Genomic DNA, 20,078 nt, shown 5'->3' with positions numbered 1-20,078 from the left:
CCGATAGAGGCGTTAGATATACCTGAGACTGCCGGCGGCCTGGAACAGCACCAGATGATCAGCCGCCACACGAATCCCGACCTCGTCACCTGCGCGATAGTCGACGTGGCTGGGGAAGATCGCTTCCAGTTGGCTGCCTGTTGGCATTTGCAGTCGATACAGTGTCGAGGCGCCTTGAAAGGTCTTGCTCACAACGTGCGTCTTGAGTGTGCTGTCTGGCGCGTAGACGATGTCATCTGGTCTTAGCAGCACATCCACGGCGCTACCGATCGCCCACATGTAGGCGCGATTGCCACGCAACAGGCCCAGCTCGGTCTGCACTGCTTCCGGGCTGACGAGTTGCCCACGAATGAAATAGCCCTTACCGATAAAGCTGGCAACGAAGGGGGTCAGCGGTTCGTGATAGAGGTTGTAGGGCGTATCCCACTGCTCAAGGCGTCCCTCTTTGAAGACACCGACGTGATCGCTGACAGCAAAGGCTTCCTCCTGATCGTGAGTCACCAGAATTGCGCTGGTGCCACGTGCCTTGAGGATCTCGCGGACTTCATGACTGAGGCGCCGCCGCAGCTCACCGTCAAGGTTGGAAAACGGCTCATCCAGTAACAGCAGCTGAGGCTCCGGTGCCAAGGCTCGAGCCAGTGCGACACGCTGTTGTTGGCCGCCTGACAACTCATGCGGGTAACGTTTGCCCAGCGTGCCGAGGTTGACCAGTTCGAGCAGTTCGTCGGTGACCTGCTTGAGGCGGGGGTGTTTGCGAATGCCGAAGCCGATGTTTTCCGCGACACTCAAGTGCGGGAACAACGCGTAGTCCTGAAAGACCATGCCGATCCGGCGCTTCTCGGGCGCCAGGGTGAAGCCTGGGCGCGAGATCACTTCGCCAGCCAGCGTGATTTCACCTTCATACACCGGCTCAAAACCGGCGATGGCTCGCAGTGTGGTGGTCTTGCCGCACCCTGAGGAGCCCAACAAACAGCCGATATCGCCGGTATTGAGGTGCAGGTTAAGGTCCTGCACCACCCGTTGATCCTGATAGCCACACGCCAGATTGCGCAGATTCAGCAGTAAAGGCTGGCTCATGCGTGGTGGTAGGCCGGCTCGACCAGAAACTCAAGCAGTGCTTTTTGCGCGTGCAGGCGATTTTCGGCTTGATCCCAGGCCACAGCCCGAGGATCGTCGAGCAGATCGAGGCTGATTTCTTCGCCACGGTGAGCGGGCAGACAATGCATGAACAGGACGTCTTCGGCGGCCAGATCAAGCAACTCGCGCGTCACTTGGAAGGGGGCGAACAAGGCCAGTCGCTTGGCGGTTTCCTCTTCCTGACCCATAGAGGTCCAGACATCGGTGCTGACCAGGTGTGCTCCCGCCACGGCTAGCCGAGGATCTCGAACGACGCTGACCCTGTCACCGGCCAGTGCGAGGAATTCGGCGTTGGGCTCATAACCTTCGGGGCAGGCGACACGTAGCTGAAAATCGAACTGGATCGCGGCTTCTATATAGCTGTTACACATGTTGTTGCCATCGCCGATCCATGCCACGGTTTTGCCCTGAATCGAACCGCGATGTTCGAGAAAGGTTTGCATGTCTGCCAGCAGCTGGCAGGGGTGCAGGTCATCGGAAAGGCCGTTGATCACGGGCACGCGGGAGTTGGCGGCAAACTCCGTCAGGTTGCTATGGGCGAACGTCCGGATCATCACCGCATCGACCATGCGCGACATGACTTTAGCGCAGTCGCTGATCGGTTCGCCTCGACCCAGCTGGGTGTCGCGAGGCGACAAAAAGATCGCCTGACCGCCCAGCTGGATCATCCCTGCTTCGAACGAAATACGCGTCCGCGTCGAGGATTTCTCGAAAATCATGCCGAGAACCCGGTTTTTCAGTGGCTCGAAGAGTACGCCGCGGTTACGCAGGTCCTTCAGCTCTATGCCGCGACGAATCACGCTGACTAGCTCTTCTGGCGTGTAATCCATCATCGAGAGAAAGTGCCTTGCGCTCATCATTAACTACCTTTTTGCAACAGACCGCAGATACTCAAAGCCGGGTTTTATCAGGAAAACGGGCGAGACCTGCGGCGAAAGCCGCACGGGGCGACGAATAGGGAAAGGCGCGATGTTATAAGCAAATGTCGCGTATTGCCAATAGCGCGCTGACTTCTGGAAAGACTGAAGCATTTGTACACTGGGGTCCAAGACCTTGGCAATTAATGTCGATCACGTAACAGTTCCATAACATTACTGTCTGCCCCGGCCTTGAGCAGGCTGGCTGACCATTTCATAAATGTCGAGGCTGAGGTATAAATGGCAATTGCTCATCACAGGAGCTATGAGGAATGGATTCTAAAGAACAGCAGCTTACGGAATTACTCGGACTGACGGCACGTACTTTGACGCACCTCACCGCGTCGATAACGTCCATGTCATTCGAGTTGCTGCGCAGCAATGATGAGATTACCCGGTCGGCGGGGCGGCGCATGATTGATCGCATGGCGACCATCAGCGTCGGCCTTGATGATCATTGGCGCCTGATCGGCGAACTGACCGGCGTTCACGTCGCTCAGGAGCAGATCGAAACCGTCGATGAGTTGCAAATGCAGCACAAGTCAGTCACTCCGATAGCCTGATGCTGCTGATCAACTGACGCGCATCGGCACACCTGCACGGGCCGTATCGGCCCGCTTGATGCCCCCCGATTCACAAGACGAACCCCTCTGGCGTACTCGCCCCTCAACCGCCATAGTTTTGTTTCCGCTGCCGTAAGGTGGCCCAAAACAAAATGAGGCTGGCAATGACCAAGACCCTCCACCACCGTGCCTGCCACCTGTGTGAAGCCATTTGCGGGCTGACCATCGAGACCACGACCCAAGAGGGTGCCGGGGTGCGGATTACGTCGATCAAGGGCGATGCTCTGGACAGCTTCAGTCGGGGGCACATCTGCCCCAAGGCGGTGGCGCTGCAAGATATCCAGAACGATCCTGACCGTCTGCGCCAGCCGATGCTCCGAGTGGGCAGCGAGTGGCAGCCCATCGAATGGCAAGCGGCGTTTGACCTGGTCGCAGACCGTCTGTTCGCCCTGCAACAGCGTCATGGGCAAAATGCGGTGGCGGTCTATCAAGGCAACCCTAGCGTGCACAACTACGGGCTGATGACCCACAGCAACTATTTCCTGGGGTTGCTGAAAACCCGCAATCGATTTTCTGCGACGTCAGTAGATCAGCTGCCTCATCATTTGAGCAGCCATTTGATGTATGGACACGGTTTGTTGCTGCCCATACCCGACATTGATCACACCGACTTCATGCTGATTCTTGGCGGCAACCCGCTGGCGTCGAATGGCAGCATCATGACCGTCCCCGACGTTGAAAAGCGCCTTAAGGCGATTCAGGCACGAGGCGGCAAGGTGGTGGTGGTTGATCCTCGTCGCAGCGAAACGGCAGCGATTGCCGATCAACATATATTCGTGCAGCCCGGTGGGGATGCCGCGCTGTTGTTTGGCATGCTCAACACCCTGTTCGACGAGTGCCTGACGCGCGACAGTCATCTGCCGGTAGATGGGCTGGATGAGGTGCGGCAGGCCATCGACCACCTGAGCGCTGAAGCCATGAGCCCGCGTTGTGGAATACCTGCTGAACAGATTCGCCAGCTGGCGCGTGACTTTTCCCGTGCCGACAAAGCGGTGTGCTATGGGCGGATGGGGATTTCCACGCAGTCCTTTGGCACGCTTTGCCATTGGCTGGTGCAACTGATCAATCTGGTCACCGGCAACCTGGACCGTGTCGGTGGGGCGCTGTGTACGGAGCCCGCAGTGGATCTGGTCAGCTCGACCTCGGGCGGGCATTTCAATCGCTGGCAGAGCCGGGTTTCGGGTCTGCCGGAATACGCGGGCGAGCTACCGGTTTCTGCCTTGGCTGAAGAAATATTGAGCGAAGGGGAAGGGCAGGTCCGTGCGCTGATCACGGTTGCGGGCAATCCGGTGCTCTCGACCCCTAACGGGCGCAAGCTGGAGCAGGCGCTGGATGGTCTGGAGTTCATGCTCAGCATTGACCTGTACATCAACGAAACCACGCGCTATGCCGACCTGATTCTGCCGTCGACTTCTGCGCTGGAAAACGATCATTACGACACCACGTTCAATATGTTTGCGGTGCGCAATGTCACACGATTCAATCGTGCGATTCTCGAAAAGCCGCAAGGCGCGTTGCACGATTGGGAGATTTTCGTCGGCCTGGCCCAGGCATTTTCCGCAAAGGCCGGGCGCGAGCTGAAACCGACAATACCGCCAGCACGCATGATTGACCTGGGTTTGCGCGCCGGCTTGTACGGCGATGCGACTGAACACAAACTCTCGTTGGAGACGTTGCGCGATCATCCGCATGGACTGGATCTGGGGGCACTCAAACCCAACCTTCAGCCGCGTCTGAAAACGGCCAATCAGCGGATTCAGGCGGCACCTGCCGTGATCCTTGCCGATCTGGCGCGGTTCTCTGCAATGCAGGCGCCTCAACAAGCAGGAGCGCTGCTGCTGATTGGCCGTCGTCATGTGCGCAGTAATAACTCATGGATGCATAATTATCACCGGTTGGTGAAAGGCAAGCCGCGTCATCAGTTACTGATGCACCCGGATGATCTGTCCAGCCGCGGGCTGACTGACGGGCAATGGGTTCGGGTCAGTTCGCGGGTCGGGGTGGTCGAGGTGCAAGTCCTGGGCAGCGTCGAGATGATGCCGGGGGTGGTGAGCCTGCCTCATGGGTGGGGCCATGCGCGCCCTGGGGTGCACATGAGCATCGCCAGCAAGCAGCCGGGCGTCAGCGCCAACGACCTGACTGATGAGCACCAACTGGACGCATTGTCAGGTAACGCCGTACTGAACGGGGTGCCGGTGCACGTGGCGGCGGCGTAAGTAACCCGTCGGCGGTTGAGTAGAGCCCGAGCGTAGTGCTCGGGATTCCGTTACAATGCGCCACCGTGCCGACATCTGAGTCGGAAAGTTCAGCCGAGGTGCTCCATGGATATCATCGAAACTATTAAAGAGCAGATTGCCAGCAACACCATTCTGCTTTACATGAAAGGCTCTCCGAATGCTCCGCAGTGCGGTTTTTCGGCGAAAGCTTCCCAGGCATTGATGGCGTGTGGCGAGAAGTTCGCTTACGTCGATATCCTGCAGAACCCGGAAATTCGCGCCAACCTGCCTAAATATGCCAATTGGCCGACGTTCCCACAGCTGTGGGTCGGTGGTGAACTGGTTGGCGGCAGCGATATCATCACCGAGCTGTTTGCCAGTGGTGAGCTGCAAACGCAGGTCAAAGAAGCGACCGCCAAAGCCGCAGCGGATAAAGCCGACGCTTGATGGATGCTGATGTGAGTCTGCCCAGAAGCTATGGGAGCAGGCTTGCCTGCGAATGATTTGACGCGGTGTGCCTGACTCACCGCGTTCAAATACCAGGCATTAAAAAGCCCCGCCCTCGTGATTGAGGTGCGGGGCTTTTTCGTCAGTGAGCGATCAGTCGCCCATCTGCGACTGCAAGTAGTTTTCGATCCCGACTTTATCGATCAAGCCTAACTGGGTTTCAAGCCAGTCGATATGCTCTTCTTCGGATTCGAGAATGTCCTCGAGCAGCTCACGGCTACCGAAGTCGCCAACAACTTCAAAGTGCGCGATGGCCGCTTTGAGGTCAGTCAGCGCTATTTTTTCGATTTTGAGGTCGCACTCAAGCATTTCCTTGGTGTGCTCTCCGATCAGGATCTTGCCCAGATCTTGTACGTTAGGCAGGCCTTCCAGGAACAGAATGCGCTTGATCAGCTTGTCAGCGTGTTTCATCTCGTCGATGGATTCGTGGTACTCGTGCGCGCCGAGTTTTTTCAGGCCCCAATCTTCATACATGCGGGCATGCAGAAAGTATTGATTGATTGCGACCAGCTCGTTTCCGAGGATCTTGTTGAGATGCTGGATGACGGTGATGTCGCCTTTCATGTCGAGGTCCTGTTCTATGGCTTATGTAGATAGGCTCGGAGTCTGAGCCGCACTAATAGGGGCTGTCAAACCTAAGGTATTGAATAATAAGTCGAATTAAATACTAATAAGAGTGTTTGAGTTCCGTATTTATCGGCTAAGCGTTTGAATTAAAGACATAAAAAAACCGGACACAAGGTCCGGTTCTTTGAAAAGGCGCCATTCAGGCAACTGAAAACTCTGCGGGGTAGGCCAGCATTACCTGGCTGCTTTGCAGCTCCGTCAGGGTTTCACGCACCACGGCTTTGGCAACGGTCGCGCATTTGCCACATTGGCTGGCGACGCCTAACGTTTGGCGGACATCACGGTAACTGCAGCAACCCTCAAGGATCGCGTCCCGGATTTGCCCATCAGTAACACCTTGGCAGAGGCAGACATACATAAGTGAGAACCGTCGCTGGTTGATGACTCAGTGCTGGGGATACTAATCGTAATGAGAATGCTTGTCAAAGCAGTTTGTCTGAGGCCTGGATTAGAGCTGTCGACTCCGGGCAGGGAGCGATGGGGAGGTCGCGGATAAGCCAGTCTTGTCCTGTAAACAGGTTTGAGCGCGCCCCTTGCGTCCAGAACACAGCGCCGCGTCGAATACTGGGCGGCATCTCCTATAAAACACCTGATGGCGCACATGAAAAACCGGCCACGTGGGCCGGTTTTTGGAGAGCAGGACAGGCTTCAGTCGTTGAAGTCTTCCCAGCCGCCCATTTGTTTCCAGCGGTTGACGATGCCGCAGAACAGTTCTGCGGTTTTTTCGGTGTCGTAGCGGGCTGAGTGTGCTTCACGGCCATCAAAGTCGATGTCCGCGGTCTGACAGGCTTTGGCGAGCACGGTTTGACCGTAAGCCAGACCCGCAAGGGTCGCGGTGTCGAAACTGGAGAACGGGTGGAAAGGGTTGCGCTTCATGTCCAGGCGCGCGACGGCAGCGTTTACGAAGCCGAGGTCGAAGCTGGCGTTATGCCCCACCAGAATTGCACGTTTGCAGCCATTGGCTTTCAAGGCTTTGCGAACACCACGGAAGATGTCGGTCAGCGCAGTTTCTTCGCTGACCGCCATGCGTAGCGGGTGATCGAGCTTGATCCCGGTGAACTCCAGCGCGGCAGCTTCGATATTGGCGCCTTCGAACGGTTCAACGCGGTAGAAGTACGTGTGCTCAGGGAACACGAAGCCTTTTTCGTCCATGCCGATCGTGACTGCGGCGATTTCCAGCAGCGCATCGGTCGCCGAGTTGAACCCGCCGGTTTCTACGTCGATAACGACCGGCAGATAGCCGCGGAAACGGGCAGCCATCGGGTGCCGAGAACCGCCTCCGCCTCCGCCGCCATGACCGTCCTGTTCGTCGTCGAAATGATCTTCGCTCACGCGTGTTCCTCTAGCAGGCGCCAGCGCAGTTTTTCACCGGCGCGCAGCGGAATTACGGACAGCGTGCCAAATGGCAGGCTGGTAGGTGCGGTCCATTCATCACGGACCAGCGTTATGGTGTCGCGGTTGGGTGCCAGGCCATAGAACGCCGGGCCGTGAACACTGGCAAAACCTTCCAGTTTGTCCAAGGCGTTGCGTTGTTCGAACGCTTCGGCGTACAGCTCGATGGCAGCGTAAGCGGTGTAGCAACCGGCACAGCCGCACGCCGCTTCTTTGGCTTGCTGGGCGTGAGGCGCTGAATCGGTACCGAGGAAGAATTTCGCGCTGCCACTGGTGGCAGCATCGAGCAATGCTTCCTGGTGAGTGTTGCGTTTGAGAATCGGCAGGCAATAGAAGTGCGGGCGAATGCCGCCGACCAACATGTGGTTGCGGTTATAAAGCAGGTGATGGGCGGTGATCGTCGCCCCGACGTTCGCCGAAGCGTCGTTGACGAACTGCACGGCTTCGCGGGTGGTGATGTGTTCGAAAACCACCTTCAGCGTTGGGAAGCGTTCAACCACTCGACGTAAATGCTCATCAATGAAGATTTTTTCACGGTCGAAAACGTCGATTTCGCTACGGGTCACTTCCCCGTGGACCAGAAGCGGCAGGCCGACTTCAGCCATGGTTTCGAGCGCCGGGAAAATTTTGTCGATGCTGGTGACGCCGGAATCGGAGTTGGTGGTTGCCCCGGCCGGGTACAGCTTGGCGGCATGGACAAACCCGCTGGCCTTGGCCGCGCGTATATCCTGCGGCTGGGTCAGGTCGGTCAGGTACAGCACCATCAGCGGTTCGAAGTGGCTGCCTGCCGGGCGCGCAGCAAGAATGCGCTGGCGATAGGCGTCAGCTTCCTGTGCATTACGCACGGGAGGCACCAGGTTCGGCATGATGATTGCGCGTCCAAAAGTACGCGCTACGTCAGCGACGGTGTGAGGCAAAACAGCTCCATCACGGAGGTGAATGTGCCAGTCGTCGGGACGCAGAAGGGTCAGGCGGTCAGACATTGGGGATTCCAGGCGGGTCAAACTCGCTGGGAATGCTACCGGAAAAGACTCTTCCAGGCACTCGCTATCAAGTTTTCCGGGAAGTTACCGATAGCCAGACGTATGCAGTTTTCTAGTGGAGCCTCCCGTGCGCCAGCGTTATCTAGCCTTGCTCAGCGTGTTTGCCAGTCTGCCGGCAGTGGCTATCACCTTCCAGACGCGTCTGGAAAGTATCGAATGGAAAGTCGAAGGTGACAAATTCGAGTGTCGCCTGACCCAACCCATCACCGATTTCGGTGTGGGCGAATTCGTGCGCCGCGCGGGTGAGCAGGCCACGTTTCGTCTCAAGGCTACTGGCAGTATGCTCGGCTCGGGTTCTGCGACCCTGTTGGCGGCGGCAGCGCCCTGGCAGCCGGGGCGCGGTGATATCAATCTGGGCTCGGTCAAAGTAAGCAATGGCGGCATTCCATTCAATAGCTCCCAGGGCCAGGCCGGGCGCCTGATGGCAGGCTTGCTTGAAGGTCGCAGTCCGGTTATTCGTCATTACTCTCAAGAGGGTAATAGTGCTGTGGAAGTGCGGCTGTTACCGGTCAGGTTCAACAAGGCGTTCAGCGATTACCAAGCCTGTACCACCAAGTTGCTACCGATGAATTTCGAACAGGTCAAGCAGGCGCAGATAGGCTTCCCAGGCAACGGCGTCGATCTTGATGCGCCAGCGCGGGCAAAGCTGCAGGTCATCGCTGAGTTCCTAAAAGCCGATCCCACCGTTAACCACATTGAACTCGATGGCCATTCGGATAACAGTGGTAACCGCCTGACCAATCGTGATATGTCGCGGCGCAGGGCGTTGGCGGTGATGGACTTCTTCAAGACTCAAGGTGTGCAGGAAAAGCAGATAACCCTGCGCTTTCATGGCGAGCGGTATCCGCTGGTGCCCAACACCAATGCCGCCAACCGTGCACGCAACCGTCGGGTCAACATCCAGCTGGAACGTGTCGCGCCTGATGAGCCCACACCTGTTGCGGCTGCGAGCAATGCCGCTGCCACGTCCTGAGCGGCATGAATCGGTCGTACTCTCGACACTAACTGTCGCTTCGTCGTCACAAGCTGTCGCGCCTCTGTAAATTGACAGGTTTGAGCGGTAGAATCACCGGTTTTCCGTACAACCCGGTGGAGTGATGGCATGGCGGACGTAAACAAGGTGGTTCTCGCGTATTCCGGTGGCCTGGATACTTCGGTAATCCTCAAGTGGCTGCAGGACACGTACAACTGCGAAGTAGTGACTTTCACTGCTGACTTGGGCCAAGGCGAAGAAGTCGAGCCCGCCCGCGCCAAGGCAAAAGCCATGGGCGTGAAAGAAATCTACATTGACGATCTTCGCGAAGAGTTCGTGCGCGATTTCGTATTCCCGATGTTCCGCGCCAATACCGTCTACGAGGGCGAGTACCTGCTGGGTACCTCCATCGCACGTCCGCTGATCGCCAAACGTCTGATCGAAATCGCCAACGAAACCGGCGCTGATGCCATTTCCCATGGCGCCACCGGCAAAGGTAACGATCAGGTTCGTTTCGAGCTGGGCGCCTATGCCCTCAAGCCAGGCGTCAAGGTGATTGCTCCATGGCGTGAATGGGACCTGCTGTCGCGCGAAAAACTGATGGATTACGCTGAAAAGCACTCCATCCCGATCGAGCGTCACGGCAAGAAGAAGTCGCCGTACTCCATGGATGCCAACCTGCTGCACATCTCCTATGAAGGCGGCGTGCTGGAAGACACCTGGACTGAGCACGAAGAAGACATGTGGCGCTGGACCAAGTCCCCAGAGGACGCGCCGAACGTTGCAACGTATCTTGAGCTGACCTATCGCAATGGCGATATCGTGGCGCTGGACGGCGTAGATATGACGCCTGCGACAGTATTGGCCACCCTGAACCGCATCGGCGGCGAAAACGGTATCGGACGTCTGGATATCGTCGAGAACCGTTATGTGGGCATGAAGTCTCGTGGCTGCTATGAGACACCAGGTGGCACCATCATGCTGCGCGCTCACCGCGCCATTGAGTCAATCACCCTGGACCGTGAAGTCGCTCACCTCAAAGACGAGTTGATGCCTAAGTACGCCAGCATGATTTACACCGGCTACTGGTGGAGCCCTGAGCGTCTGATGTTGCAACAGATGATCGACGCGTCTCAGGCCCACGTGAACGGCGTTGTGCGTCTGAAGCTGTATAAAGGCAATGTCATCGTGACAGGTCGTAAATCCGACGAGTCGTTGTTCGATGCAAATATTGCGACGTTTGAAGAGGACGGCGGCGCTTACAATCAGGCGGACGCAGCCGGCTTTATCAAATTGAATGCTCTGCGCATGCGCATTGCTGCAAACAAAGGCCGTAAGTTGTTCTGATGGCCGGTGCCGGGGGCCATTGAATAAACCAAGGTTTGTTTGAGGTATTCGTGCACGGAAGCGATATAGCCCTTGACCCATTTTTCCAATGGAAGCGGGTCAAGGGCCAGCGTTGAATTTGAGTCTGGCAACGCTTTTCAGCGCTGCCAGGTCATCGCATAGGGACTGCCAGGTCGTCCTGTGATTCAACTCTGCAGTCTCGGGTGCACCCGTGAAATGGATCACTGAGGCTTTGATTCTGGTGTCTTCTTTAGTCTCTTGGCCCCCGTTGCGTACGTGACAGGACGTTCGTGAACAGTCGTGTTAGTGAGCGGTGCTGTGGTGTCGAAAAGTGTAATCAAGTCTTTCGGCGTTTTACGGTAGCGCGTCATCAGCGCTTTGATTTTTTTCTCGAACTCAAGCTCCTTTATTAAGGATGAATTTTTTTTGAGTGATGCCAGCAACGACAGTTGTTGCTCAAGCGCTTTTTGGGTGTCGTGATAATCTTTTAATAGCGTCATTGTATGCTCTGCTCAATTGGATGAGGGACCTTGACGGTGCGCGGTGTTTTTACGTTAGCGTTGGCTCGTCAGTTTTTAAGGCTGAGGGCATTCGCAGGCGGCTTCTCATTACACTAGTCGCTTTTTAGATACGAGGCGTCGCGTCACTCATTCAAAGGAATAGTTTGGGTTTTGATTTCTCAGGGCTCGCGTCTTAAGAGGCTTAAGGTCTTCATCGTCGGTCGGACGGCGTTGGAAGATAATTCGGTGGGTGTTCACGGTAAACGCCTACGCAATTAAGTAAATGAAGTGTTGTTAATTCTAGAGTTGTCCATGGCGCCTGTCGTATTGTTCTTACGGCGGGCAACGAACAGTTGAACAGCGCTCTCGTGTATTCGGGTGTTTTCATAGATAAATAACACGGTCTGATTCAATTACCCATACGGCGGAAATGTCGGAGTGTGGTGTGCTTTTTGCCCAGCGGTTAATTAACTCAATGAGTTCGTCATGCGGCATCGGTTCGTCCCAGTCTTTAATCACTAAAATCCACCGGGCAGAGGGGGGGTGTTACTGTGAGAGGTGCTGTTCTGGACAGTGAGCAGGGATAGGGTATTCTCTAAGTCGCGCTGACAGGAGATGGGCCCTCCATAAAAAGCATCCTGTCTATTGGCAGGGTGGAGCAAGAGTTTCGAAAATGATTTCTTCTTATTCCCGTTTGTAGGCGCTTTGAGTGGGGGTTGCTGCGGCGTGTCTTTAGAATAAAGATCGGTTTTTTTTGAGACCTTTAGAAAGTTTTTTTCATTGGAGAAGTCAGAGGGCGCATAGAGGGCTTTATAGTTGAAGTTTAATGTCAAAAAAAACATAAGCGTCAGGGTGCAAGGGAAGACAATGAGGAACCAAACATAAAGGGTCTGGTTGTCCTCGTGTAGAAAGGGCAGCGCCGTGGCGGCGGAGGCTTCGGAGAGCGCTGCGAACAAGGCAATTATACGCACTGGGTTCATGCCGGTGATGGAGTCTTTATTCATGTTAGTTCCTGAGGGTAGTGTCAGTGGATGTGAGGTGAGCAGTGAGTAATGTTGTTTAAGCGGATTGTGCGATCTTTTGCAATAGGCAAACCCACGCGGGTATGTTTAACGGTGGCGGCGGGGGCGGATTTAATTGCGATAGATAACTAAGTTCTTTAGTTATTAGAGAGGGACAGTGTGGGGCTTTTCGATGGCGTCGGCTAACAACTGGCTTAAGGCTGCCTGGCACGGGCAGGCAGGGGTTGAAAAGACCAAAGCCGGTCGTTGCGAGGCATGAAGACTGACGGTGATGCGGTCATCACGCTTACACCTGTTTTGTTAGGCTGCGTTACCCACAAGCACAGGCTCGGATGACGGTCGGGGTGCTTAATGTGTTACGCCTCAGGCAAGTCGCTTGAGTCGGTTCTGTCGCGGGCTTGTCTGAATTCAAATCGATAGTCCTGCCCGATTTTCCATACCTGGCGCACGCTCAAGTTCAATTTCTGAGCGATCTCCCATGCCGTATACCCCAAGTTGGAATAATGCATGGCGTGGCCTGCAATGTCGTCATCAACGGTAGCAGGCTCTGCCTTTTTTTCATTCTGGATACCGCGAATAGGTCGGCTATAGGATATCTTCAGGCCGTGTTCCCCGGCCATCCGTCTCACATCTTTCTTGTTCATCCTCAGGGAGTATTGGAGAGCGTTGACGCCAGCACCCTTGGCCACCAAACTTTTCAATAGTTCCAGTTTTTTATGGGTGTCTTCCTCCAGATCTATATCAAGGCGCGGGGGGATTTCTGACGCCAGGATAGTGTCTGCAGTCTCTCCGGTCGGGATAACATTGATAACGCCTCCTCGCTGAATGAACTGGTCCACGGCAGTCGCCAAATCCAGCAGAGGCGCATGTTTAGAGCGGGAATGGGGGGCTTTATTGTTCATGGTAATAGGCCTGTGTTTGTATGCTGTTGGGGAAGTGAGCACATCATTGGGTGTGAGTCGCTTCGATCCGGTTATGCGGGAAAAATAAGGGCTCTTGAAAAGTGGCGGATTTTAAGTTGTCGAGTTTAGTGGCGCCGCCCAATAATCAATGAAATCACCGAGTCACGGGCAGTACAGTGAGCAGGCTCGATGAGTAACTTTATCCCGTGATTCGATTAAATAGGGTGGGCAAGCGTTCTAATAGAGTTGCTGCTAATAAAAAGTAACGACTGGTAATAGAATTTGCAAGTGAAAAAAAGCGCTTTATATGAATTACCTGGCGAGTTGTGCGAGGTTATTACATTGGAGGGGTCGGCATTCTTAATGTGATGTAGTACGTTTCCTCTTCGTGTCGCCAGGTATGGCCAGTGTTCAACGAATAGCATTAACTCTAGGTCGGATGAGCTCTTTGTATAGGGCTGCAGGCGTTTTGTTGTAAGGTCGATGACTTTCTTCAGGTCTGCACTCCGTAACCGTGCCGTGTTTGTTATATAAACTTTTAAGGTGGTAACGCAAATGGCCTGCATCGGTGATGCGGGCTATCTATTCAGTTCGGTTGGATTAAGTATTTCTGTTGGTGTCGGGTTGAATGAGGGCGTGAGCTTTAGGACTTTTCTGAGTGTCGTGTAGCTTTTTTCCTAAAGTGGATGAGAATAATAAAAAAGCTGTGCAAATACGTGGATTTTAAATTCAACATTTGTAAATTTTGCTGAGACATCCGCAATATAATAGGTAATAATTTATGACGGGTGTTCTGTATTGTGTCTGACAATCCGACACATCTCTGAATAGACAGAGGGTCGACACGTGCGTTCATCAGTGCGTTCATGGTTCACTGACACTCTGTAAAAAACCAGTTTCAGGCACCGCGGAGTAAGGGTTGAAAACGTTGGTAAATGTGGCTTATGGCTATATTTGTGCTTCGCAGGATCCCGAGTGAGCACTGAAAATGCCAAATCTCGATTGACTAGTTATCGAGGTGTCGGATCTGTGCTTGACCAAACGTTGATAACTCTATTACGTGAACCACGATGCTGGAGATCAGCAAACAAAACTGAAACCAGTTCATCCGCCGCCGAGGGTTGCCGATTGTCAAAAGGATCAAAAAGTACATCACGCATGGCGTCTTTTGTAGGGCGTATCTGTCGTATATGTAGGAATGGTCTCTGGCTGTTGGTCCTCGGGGGGGGCGCTATGCAAAGCACTAAACGACTAGGCTATTGTGCTGACTCTAAAAAATCGAACAGCGAAAATTGGACTTACCCATGAATAAAGTGCTGATCGTGGATGATCACCCCGTCATTCGCCTTGCTGTACGCATGCTAATGGAGCGCCATGGCTATGAGGTCATCGCGGAAACGGATAATGGCGTGGACGCCTTGCAGCTGGCTCGAGAGCATTTGCCCGACATCGTTATTCTTGACATAGGTATCCCGAAGCTGGACGGGCTGGAGGTAATCGCCCGTCTGACAGCGATGACGTTGCCTTTCAAGGTGCTGATTCTGACCTCTCAAGCTCCGGGGCATTTTTCCATGCGCTGCATGCAAGCCGGTGCTGCCGGCTATGTCTGTAAACAACAAGATCTCACTGAGTTGCTAAGCGCGATTAAGGCGGTGTTGTCGGGCTACAGTTATTTCCCCAACCAGGCACTTCATTCCGTGCGCTCAAGCCTGGGTAATGCCAGTGAGGCAGATATGGTCGATCGGCTGTCTGGCCGAGAGATGATGGTGTTGCAGCAGCTGGCTCGCGGTAAAACCAACAAAGAAATTGCTGACGGGATGTTTTTGAGCAATAAAACTGTCAGTACTTACAAGACGCGCCTGTTACTCAAGCTTAACGCCCGTTCTTTGGTTGATTTGATTGAACTCGCTCAGCGCAATGGGCTGGTCTGAGACATCGTTTCGCCGTGCTCGGGGATAGCAGGAATACGGGAAAGAGAGAGCAGGCTTTGCCGTGGTCGTATATTGATAACCGATCATCGCTAAAGCCTCTCGCGAGTGAGAGGCTTTATACGGGAAAACCCTTTACAATCAAAGACCGCCAGGCATTGAGGTCGGGTAGGTTCGATGCTTTAAAGGTCGAAGTCGTACTCAGCCAGTTGCTTCTGCAAGCGCCGCTCTTCCAGAAGGTTGTCGATGGTTCGGCGTTTGCTCAAATTGGTCTTTGCCTGTTCCACAGGCGCCTGCTCGTCCTCATCCGCTTCGACCGTAGCGAAGTCGTCTTCTGTGTCCAATTGCTCTTTGCCAGTGCTCATAAAGTGACTCCAGGCTTAGGCTGTCATTGGCGCACCTTATAGCGACAATTCATGACCGGGTAAAAAAGATTTTTTCAATCGATTGCCCCCTGGAACCTCTATCGCTCAATCGTCAGACGTCTTGTCCTTGTATTCACAGAGGTCTTCGATCCTGCAGCTGCCACAACGGGGCTTTCGGGCCTGGCAAACATAACGGCCATGCAGGATGAGCCAGTGATGAGCATCGAGCAGGTAATCCTTCGGAATAAACTTCATCAGTTGCTTTTCCACCTCGACCACATTCTTGCCGGGGGCGATGCCTGTGCGATTGCTCACGCGGAAAATATGGGTGTCGACCGCCATGGTCAGTTGGCGAAAGGCCGTGTTGAGAACAACGTTGGCGGTTTTGCGTCCGACGCCCGGCAAGGCCTCTAGCGCTTCGCGGGTCTGCGGTACCTGGCCACCGTGCAGTTCGATCAGCATCCTGCAGGTCTCGATGACGTTTTTTGCTTTGCTGTTGTAGAGACCAATGGTTTTTATGTACTCGGACAACCCTGTCACGCCCAGGTCGTAAATCGCTTGCGGGGTATTGGCCACCGGATACAGGCGTGCGGTTGCTTTGTTCACTCCGACGTCTGTCGCTTGAGCCGAAAGAATCACCGAGATCAGCAGTTCGAACGGTGAGCTGTAGGCCAATTCGGTTTTAGGTTCCGGATTGTCTTCGCGCAGGCGACGGAAAATTTCCAGGCGTTTTGCGGCATTCATGGCTGAAGCGTTTCCTTGGAGGCGGAGAGTCGGTCGATGTTCTTGGCATCAGGCGTTCGAATTGGGCTTGAGCGGCTTGCCCAGACGTTTCTCGCAGCCAGGAGCAGTCCTAGCAAGATAAACCCTCCAGGCGTCAGGAGGGCAAGGTGCAGCCCCCCTGAAAATATACTCACTTCCCAGTATGCCGCGCTTGCGCCGAACAGCCACTGGGCATGGCTGAGTAGGGTGCCGTTGCCTAGTAACTCGCGCAGCAGCCCGAGACTCAGCATCAATACGCTGAACAGAACGATCGGCTTGGGATAATTCCGAGGCCGGTCGTCAGTCGCTTCGCCGGTGTATTCGCTCAGCACGCAATGAGTGCCGATTAATGCCAGGTAGATCCCCAGCCCCTGATAGAGCGCCAGCGCTTGAGCCTGCAACACCAGTTCAGCGCAACTGACCAGTGCGGCGGCCACCAGTGTGCTGGCGAGCAGGTGCGAGCCGGGGTTTAACAGCGGGCGCATCCACCGGACCAACACATTGTGCAGGCCGCCGACGATCCATAGGACCAACAAGAGTCCCATGGCCCGTACGAGTGAATCAGTGATCCCCAGGAGTGGTGTCAGGCTCAGTGGGCCAAGAAGGGGGCTGAAATCATTGTTATGTTGCGCTCGCTCGCTCATGGCGGGTTACCTGTGGATGGCGACAGGAGTTGCGCTCGATAGGCATCGAAGAATTGCAGTGTTTCGTGGATCGCACTGACAGTCGCTCGAGAGGTAATCGTCGCCCCCGCGATCTGATCAAACTGTCCGTTGTCTTTTTTCAGCGCCCAGCCTGACTCTGCTGGCTCACTCATTGATTTGCCGATAAAACTTGCCAGCCAGCCCGGTTCAGTAGCGATACGGGCACCGAGACCGGGTGTTTCGTTTTGCTTGAGAGCTTTTACCCCAATCAATTTGCCTGTGGTCGAAACACCAATCAGCAGCTCGATGGTCCCGGAGTAGCCCTGCGTCCGGCTGTGGAAAAGGATCGCGCTAGGTTGATCGGCGAGCGTTGCAAGATATGCGGCGATGACTGTCTGGGTTGCAGGCGTTTGCTCAGGCAAGGTCAAAGGATGCTGCAAGGGGTGATTGTCGAAACTGTCTGGTGGCAGAATCGATAGAAACGCTTGTGCCTGAGCCGCTTCGCGCGCAGCGATGATTCGCGCGCTTGTGCCGTGTTGCAGAGTGATCGTCAGGCCCGCGCCGACACAGGCGATGAGGGTAATGATCAGCACGCTGAGTGCTCTGGAGGGTTTATTCATGACGCGGTTCCGGGTTTTCTTCGGAAGGCCGCATTCGCTCCAGCGCAGGCACGGTAAGGTTCATCAGCAGCACCGCGAAAGCGACCCCGTCAGGGTAGGCGCCCCAGGTGCGAATAAGGTAGGTGATCACGCCCACTCCAGCCCCAAACAATAGGCGTGCGCGTGGGCTTTTGGGGCCGGACACCGGTTCTGTCGCGATAAAAAACGCGCCTAGCATGCTTGCACCGGTCAACAAGTGGAACAGCGGCGAGCCGTGGGAATCCGACCCGGAACCGTTCCAGCAGAGCAGGCTGATGATAAACAGGCTACCAAGCATTCCCACTGGCGCATGCCAGCTGATTACCCGCTGTTTGAGCAGGAATGCACCGCCCGCCAGGAATGCCAGGTTCAGCCACTCGGCACCTCTGCCTCCGAACCGGCCGAACGACGGGTTGCCTGCGAACAGCTCGTCGACGGTCAGACTTTTATTGATCCGCAAGGCGTCCAGCGCAGTGGCTTGAGCCCAGGCATCGGGTGGCGTCGTCGAGCCGAGGTTGAAACCGAAAATCTGTTGCAGACCGCCCATCAGGTTCAGGCTGTGAGGCGCCGGCCAGTGGTTCATCTGTTGCGGAAACGACACCAGCACCAAGGCATACCCAAGCATGGCCGGGTTGAACGGGTTTTTTCCTACTCCGCCGAACAGGTGCTTGCCACACAGCAGTGCAAAGCCGCTGGCCAGCAGTGTCAGCCACCACGGTGAATACGGCGGCAAGGCGAATGCCAGCAACGTTGCACTGACCAGTGCGCTACCGTCGCTCAGCGAGGGCCTGAGCGGCTGTTGACGCAGCGTGAGCACCAAGGCCTCGGCTGCCAGAGCCATGCTGGCCGCCAGTAGCCAATTGATCAAAACGCCCCATCCATAAAACCACAAAAGCACCAGAGCGCCGGGCACCGTGGCCAGTAACACCAGGCTCATGGTCTTTTGCAGGCGCTCGCTGACCTGTTCGGTCGGGCTGGCGGCTGCTTCAGGCGGTGGCATGAGTGTCGACCTTGGGTTGCGTCTGAGCGTTTGCTTCGAGCGTGATCAAGGTGTGTTCGGCGGCTTCGAATTCGCGCTGTAGCACGACCAGTTGCGCTTGCTGTTCGGCGGTGGGCGGATGGCCAAAAGCCTTGAGCGACTTGTTCAACTGCGCCCGGCTCATAGCCAAGGCTATTTTGGCTTTTTTCAGGGCCTGGTCATCGGCCGCAGCTTTTTGCGCACGGATGCGCTCGATGGCGGCCTGTACGGGGTTGAGTGCAGGCGTTGCTGTGGTTACGGGTGTTTGAACGGGGCGTTGGGAGCGGGCCAGCCGTTCGGCCTGCTTATGCTCTTCTTCACGACGCAGCCGGTCGTTGCGCAGCTCGAAGCGTCGGCGCGCATGGTTGCGCTTGCTGGCGCGGGCTTGTTGCAGTTCGCTGCTAAACGCCATACCGCCAACGACCGGGATCACGCTGAGTGGCAACGGGTGCATTTCGATGCAATCCACTGGGCAAGGTGCCACGCACAGGTCGCAACCCGTGCACTCGTCGATGATGACGGTGTGCATTAGCTTTGCTGCGCCAACGATGGCGTCCACCGGGCAGGCCTGAATGCATTTTGTGCAGCCAATGCACTCGGCTTCACGGATGAACGCGATCTGCGCTGGCGCGGGGCCGCGATCGAGGTCCAACTGTACGACAGGGACTTCCAGTAGCCGGGCGAGTGCTGCGATGGTTTCGTCGCCGCCGGGCGGGCACTTATTGATCGCTTCGCCGCTGGCGATTCCTTCGGCGTAGGGCTTGCAGCCGGGATGCCCACATTTGCCACACTGTGTCTGCGGCAGCAGCGCATCGATACGTTGGATCAGGTTCATGGTTTGACCAGCCCACTGAAGCCGAGAAAGGCCAGTCCCATCAAACCGGCACTGATCAGTTCGATCGGCATGCCGCGAAAAGGCAGTGGAACATCCTGGATGTGAATGCGTTGACGAAGATCATGAAACAAACTCAGTACCCACCAGAAGCCCAGTCCGGCCCCAAGGCTCAATGCCAGCGTGAGGAAAATCCCCTTGTCGGCCTGTGTGCTCAGCATCGCCAACCCGAGAATCCCGGCGTTACCCAGCAGTAGTGGCCACAGCCCGTCGAAGGACAATCGCGGCAAGAACCGAGACAACATGGATATGCAGGGCGTGATTAACAGTACGCTTACCGGCAGGAATATAAACAAACGCAGGTACGTCAGCTCCAGCGGCAGCAGCAAATAGCGGTACAGCAGGTAGCTGATGAGTGTGCTTGAAAACATTATCCACGTAGTTGCGATGCCCAATGCATGTACTTGCGAGCGGGTGAAGTCAGATGGGCGCGAGGCCTTGAGTAGCGGGTCGACACCCAGCGGCAACTGCAATACGAGATTGTTGATCAATGCGGCGCTGATGAGGGTGAGGATGAAGTCGGTCATGGTCGTGCCGGGAGTGAGCGATCAGGCGAGGGAGCCTTTAAGAAAGATAGTACCCGGCAAGGACGCAGGCCGTACTTCTTCCATAAAAAAGCCCACGA

Annotated in this window: 22 protein-coding genes; 6 read left to right on the top strand and 16 right to left on the bottom strand. The window is 55.5% G+C overall.

The genetic code is table 11. The features are described 5' to 3' along the window. Nucleotides 1–12: 12 nt before the first annotated feature. The gene (locus RHM55_RS09535) at nt 13–1,077 is read right to left on the bottom strand and encodes an ABC transporter ATP-binding protein (RefSeq protein ID WP_322181440.1); all 1,065 of its coding nucleotides are present in this window, start codon (nt 1,075–1,077) and stop codon (nt 13–15) included. After that, nucleotides 1,074–1,994 (bottom strand): ornithine carbamoyltransferase, encoded by a 921-nt coding sequence (gene argF / locus RHM55_RS09530; RefSeq protein WP_322181438.1) that lies wholly within the window; start codon nt 1,992–1,994, stop codon nt 1,074–1,076. The genes RHM55_RS09535 and argF overlap by 4 nt, the downstream gene beginning before the upstream one ends. A 332-nt stretch (nt 1,995–2,326) precedes the next feature. On the opposite strand from argF, the gene RHM55_RS09525 reads away from it, so the two are divergent. From RHM55_RS09525 to grxD, 3 genes are all read left to right on the top strand, one after another. Then, nucleotides 2,327–2,617 carry a hypothetical protein gene (locus RHM55_RS09525; protein ID WP_322181436.1) on the top strand — a complete coding sequence of 97 codons (291 nt, stop codon included), beginning with the start codon at nt 2,327–2,329 and terminating at the stop codon, nt 2,615–2,617. 164 nt (nt 2,618–2,781) lie between these two features. Further along, on the top strand, nt 2,782–4,893 hold the full coding sequence (locus RHM55_RS09520; protein WP_322181434.1) for a molybdopterin oxidoreductase family protein: 2,112 nt from the start codon (nt 2,782–2,784) through the stop codon (nt 4,891–4,893). A gap of 105 nt (nt 4,894–4,998) precedes the next feature. Next, entirely contained in the window at nt 4,999–5,340 is a 342-nt protein-coding gene (gene grxD / locus RHM55_RS09515; RefSeq protein WP_219064183.1) for a Grx4 family monothiol glutaredoxin, read from the top strand. A gap of 153 nt (nt 5,341–5,493) precedes the next feature. On the opposite strand, the gene bfr is transcribed toward grxD, so the two are convergent. From bfr to pyrC, 4 genes are all read right to left on the bottom strand, one after another. Further along, entirely contained in the window at nt 5,494–5,964 is a 471-nt protein-coding gene (gene bfr, locus RHM55_RS09510; protein ID WP_322181431.1) for a bacterioferritin, read from the bottom strand. 202 nt (nt 5,965–6,166) lie between these two features. Then, nucleotides 6,167–6,385, bottom strand: a complete 219-nt coding sequence (locus RHM55_RS09505; RefSeq protein ID WP_322181429.1) for a bacterioferritin-associated ferredoxin — start codon at nt 6,383–6,385, stop codon at nt 6,167–6,169. A 290-nt stretch (nt 6,386–6,675) separates the two neighbouring features. Beyond that, nucleotides 6,676–7,359: a ribonuclease T gene (gene rnt, locus RHM55_RS09500; RefSeq protein ID WP_322181427.1), complete on the bottom strand. Its 684-nt coding sequence runs from the start codon at nt 7,357–7,359 to the stop codon at nt 6,676–6,678. Beyond that, complete coding sequence (gene pyrC, locus RHM55_RS09495; RefSeq protein WP_322181425.1) at nt 7,356–8,402, bottom strand: dihydroorotase; 1,047 nt, start codon at nt 8,400–8,402, stop codon at nt 7,356–7,358. Before pyrC ends, rnt begins: the two co-directional genes overlap by 4 nt. A 127-nt stretch (nt 8,403–8,529) precedes the next feature. Here pyrC and RHM55_RS09490 point away from each other — a divergent pair, with 127 nt between their 5' ends. Both RHM55_RS09490 and RHM55_RS09485 read left to right on the top strand, forming a co-directional pair. Next, nucleotides 8,530–9,435, top strand: coding sequence for a flagellar protein MotY (locus tag RHM55_RS09490; RefSeq protein WP_322181423.1), 906 nt, complete (start codon nt 8,530–8,532; stop codon nt 9,433–9,435). 129 nt (nt 9,436–9,564) lie between these two features. Further along, on the top strand, nt 9,565–10,782 hold the full coding sequence (locus tag RHM55_RS09485) for an argininosuccinate synthase (RefSeq protein WP_219064177.1): 1,218 nt from the start codon (nt 9,565–9,567) through the stop codon (nt 10,780–10,782). Nucleotides 10,783–11,003: 221 nt separating this feature from the next. On the opposite strand, the gene RHM55_RS09480 is transcribed toward RHM55_RS09485, so the two are convergent. From RHM55_RS09480 to RHM55_RS09470, 3 genes are all read right to left on the bottom strand, one after another. After that, entirely contained in the window at nt 11,004–11,282 is a 279-nt protein-coding gene (locus RHM55_RS09480; protein ID WP_322181421.1) for a hypothetical protein, read from the bottom strand. A gap of 518 nt (nt 11,283–11,800) precedes the next feature. After that, entirely contained in the window at nt 11,801–12,286 is a 486-nt protein-coding gene (locus RHM55_RS09475; RefSeq protein ID WP_322181419.1) for a hypothetical protein, read from the bottom strand. A 374-nt stretch (nt 12,287–12,660) separates the two neighbouring features. Next, nucleotides 12,661–13,206: a hypothetical protein gene (locus tag RHM55_RS09470; RefSeq protein ID WP_322181417.1), complete on the bottom strand. Its 546-nt coding sequence runs from the start codon at nt 13,204–13,206 to the stop codon at nt 12,661–12,663. Nucleotides 13,207–14,510: 1,304 nt separating this feature from the next. Here RHM55_RS09470 and RHM55_RS09465 point away from each other — a divergent pair. Next, a complete protein-coding gene (locus tag RHM55_RS09465; protein WP_322181415.1) occupies nt 14,511–15,137 on the top strand; it encodes a response regulator transcription factor in 627 nt (208 codons plus the stop codon). Nucleotides 15,138–15,316: 179 nt separating this feature from the next. Here the strand turns inward: RHM55_RS09465 and RHM55_RS09460 are convergent, their stop codons facing one another. The 7 genes from RHM55_RS09460 to RHM55_RS09430 all read right to left on the bottom strand — a co-directional run bounded on the left by RHM55_RS09460 (nt 15,317) and on the right by RHM55_RS09430 (nt 19,980). After that, nucleotides 15,317–15,499, bottom strand: coding sequence for a PA3496 family putative envelope integrity protein (locus RHM55_RS09460; RefSeq protein WP_322181413.1), 183 nt, complete (start codon nt 15,497–15,499; stop codon nt 15,317–15,319). Between the two features lie 105 nt (nt 15,500–15,604). Next, on the bottom strand, nt 15,605–16,243 hold the full coding sequence (nth, locus tag RHM55_RS09455; protein WP_322181411.1) for an endonuclease III: 639 nt from the start codon (nt 16,241–16,243) through the stop codon (nt 15,605–15,607). After that, complete coding sequence (locus tag RHM55_RS09450; protein WP_322181409.1) at nt 16,240–16,905, bottom strand: Rnf-Nqr domain containing protein; 666 nt, start codon at nt 16,903–16,905, stop codon at nt 16,240–16,242. The genes nth and RHM55_RS09450 overlap by 4 nt, the downstream gene beginning before the upstream one ends. After that, the gene (locus RHM55_RS09445) at nt 16,902–17,525 is read right to left on the bottom strand and encodes an RnfABCDGE type electron transport complex subunit G (protein WP_322181407.1); all 624 of its coding nucleotides are present in this window, start codon (nt 17,523–17,525) and stop codon (nt 16,902–16,904) included. Before RHM55_RS09445 ends, RHM55_RS09450 begins: the two co-directional genes overlap by 4 nt. Beyond that, on the bottom strand, nt 17,518–18,543 hold the full coding sequence (locus RHM55_RS09440) for an RnfABCDGE type electron transport complex subunit D (RefSeq protein ID WP_322181405.1): 1,026 nt from the start codon (nt 18,541–18,543) through the stop codon (nt 17,518–17,520). The genes RHM55_RS09445 and RHM55_RS09440 overlap by 8 nt, the downstream gene beginning before the upstream one ends. Then, nucleotides 18,530–19,396, bottom strand: coding sequence for an electron transport complex subunit RsxB (gene rsxB / locus RHM55_RS09435; RefSeq protein WP_322181403.1), 867 nt, complete (start codon nt 19,394–19,396; stop codon nt 18,530–18,532). Before rsxB ends, RHM55_RS09440 begins: the two co-directional genes overlap by 14 nt. Continuing rightward, nucleotides 19,393–19,980 (bottom strand): Rnf-Nqr domain containing protein, encoded by a 588-nt coding sequence (locus tag RHM55_RS09430; RefSeq protein WP_322181400.1) that lies wholly within the window; start codon nt 19,978–19,980, stop codon nt 19,393–19,395. The genes rsxB and RHM55_RS09430 overlap by 4 nt, the downstream gene beginning before the upstream one ends. Nucleotides 19,981–20,078 lie beyond the last annotated feature (98 nt).

The organism is Pseudomonas sp. MH9.2 (assembly GCF_034353875.1).
In the GTDB taxonomy this organism is placed as follows: domain Bacteria; phylum Pseudomonadota; class Gammaproteobacteria; order Pseudomonadales; family Pseudomonadaceae; genus Aquipseudomonas.
The sequence above is the reverse complement of the archived record's forward strand: the minus strand, read 5'-3'. Positions and strand labels throughout refer to the sequence as shown.

What these genes read in the sequence shown, in the direction of transcription:
- RHM55_RS09535 (WP_322181440.1), bottom strand. Translation starts at nt 1,077, where the DNA reads ATGAGCCAGCCTTTACTGCTGAATCTGCGCAATCTGGCGTGTGGCTAT.
- argF (WP_322181438.1), bottom strand. Translation starts at nt 1,994, where the DNA reads ATGAGCGCAAGGCACTTTCTCTCGATGATGGATTACACGCCAGAAGAG.
- RHM55_RS09525 (WP_322181436.1), top strand. Translation starts at nt 2,327, where the DNA reads ATGGATTCTAAAGAACAGCAGCTTACGGAATTACTCGGACTGACGGCA.
- RHM55_RS09520 (WP_322181434.1), top strand. Translation starts at nt 2,782, where the DNA reads ATGACCAAGACCCTCCACCACCGTGCCTGCCACCTGTGTGAAGCCATT.
- grxD (WP_219064183.1), top strand. Translation starts at nt 4,999, where the DNA reads ATGGATATCATCGAAACTATTAAAGAGCAGATTGCCAGCAACACCATT.
- bfr (WP_322181431.1), bottom strand. Translation starts at nt 5,964, where the DNA reads ATGAAAGGCGACATCACCGTCATCCAGCATCTCAACAAGATCCTCGGA.
- RHM55_RS09505 (WP_322181429.1), bottom strand. Translation starts at nt 6,385, where the DNA reads ATGTATGTCTGCCTCTGCCAAGGTGTTACTGATGGGCAAATCCGGGAC.
- pyrC (WP_322181425.1), bottom strand. Translation starts at nt 8,402, where the DNA reads ATGTCTGACCGCCTGACCCTTCTGCGTCCCGACGACTGGCACATTCAC.
- RHM55_RS09485 (WP_219064177.1), top strand. Translation starts at nt 9,565, where the DNA reads ATGGCGGACGTAAACAAGGTGGTTCTCGCGTATTCCGGTGGCCTGGAT.
- RHM55_RS09480 (WP_322181421.1), bottom strand. Translation starts at nt 11,282, where the DNA reads ATGACGCTATTAAAAGATTATCACGACACCCAAAAAGCGCTTGAGCAA.
- RHM55_RS09475 (WP_322181419.1), bottom strand. Translation starts at nt 12,286, where the DNA reads ATGAATAAAGACTCCATCACCGGCATGAACCCAGTGCGTATAATTGCC.
- RHM55_RS09470 (WP_322181417.1), bottom strand. Translation starts at nt 13,206, where the DNA reads ATGAACAATAAAGCCCCCCATTCCCGCTCTAAACATGCGCCTCTGCTG.
- RHM55_RS09465 (WP_322181415.1), top strand. Translation starts at nt 14,511, where the DNA reads ATGAATAAAGTGCTGATCGTGGATGATCACCCCGTCATTCGCCTTGCT.
- RHM55_RS09460 (WP_322181413.1), bottom strand. Translation starts at nt 15,499, where the DNA reads ATGAGCACTGGCAAAGAGCAATTGGACACAGAAGACGACTTCGCTACG.
- nth (WP_322181411.1), bottom strand. Translation starts at nt 16,243, where the DNA reads ATGAATGCCGCAAAACGCCTGGAAATTTTCCGTCGCCTGCGCGAAGAC.
- RHM55_RS09450 (WP_322181409.1), bottom strand. Translation starts at nt 16,905, where the DNA reads ATGAGCGAGCGAGCGCAACATAACAATGATTTCAGCCCCCTTCTTGGC.
- RHM55_RS09445 (WP_322181407.1), bottom strand. Translation starts at nt 17,525, where the DNA reads ATGAATAAACCCTCCAGAGCACTCAGCGTGCTGATCATTACCCTCATC.
- RHM55_RS09440 (WP_322181405.1), bottom strand. Translation starts at nt 18,543, where the DNA reads ATGCCACCGCCTGAAGCAGCCGCCAGCCCGACCGAACAGGTCAGCGAG.
- rsxB (WP_322181403.1), bottom strand. Translation starts at nt 19,396, where the DNA reads ATGAACCTGATCCAACGTATCGATGCGCTGCTGCCGCAGACACAGTGT.
- RHM55_RS09430 (WP_322181400.1), bottom strand. Translation starts at nt 19,980, where the DNA reads ATGACCGACTTCATCCTCACCCTCATCAGCGCCGCATTGATCAACAAT.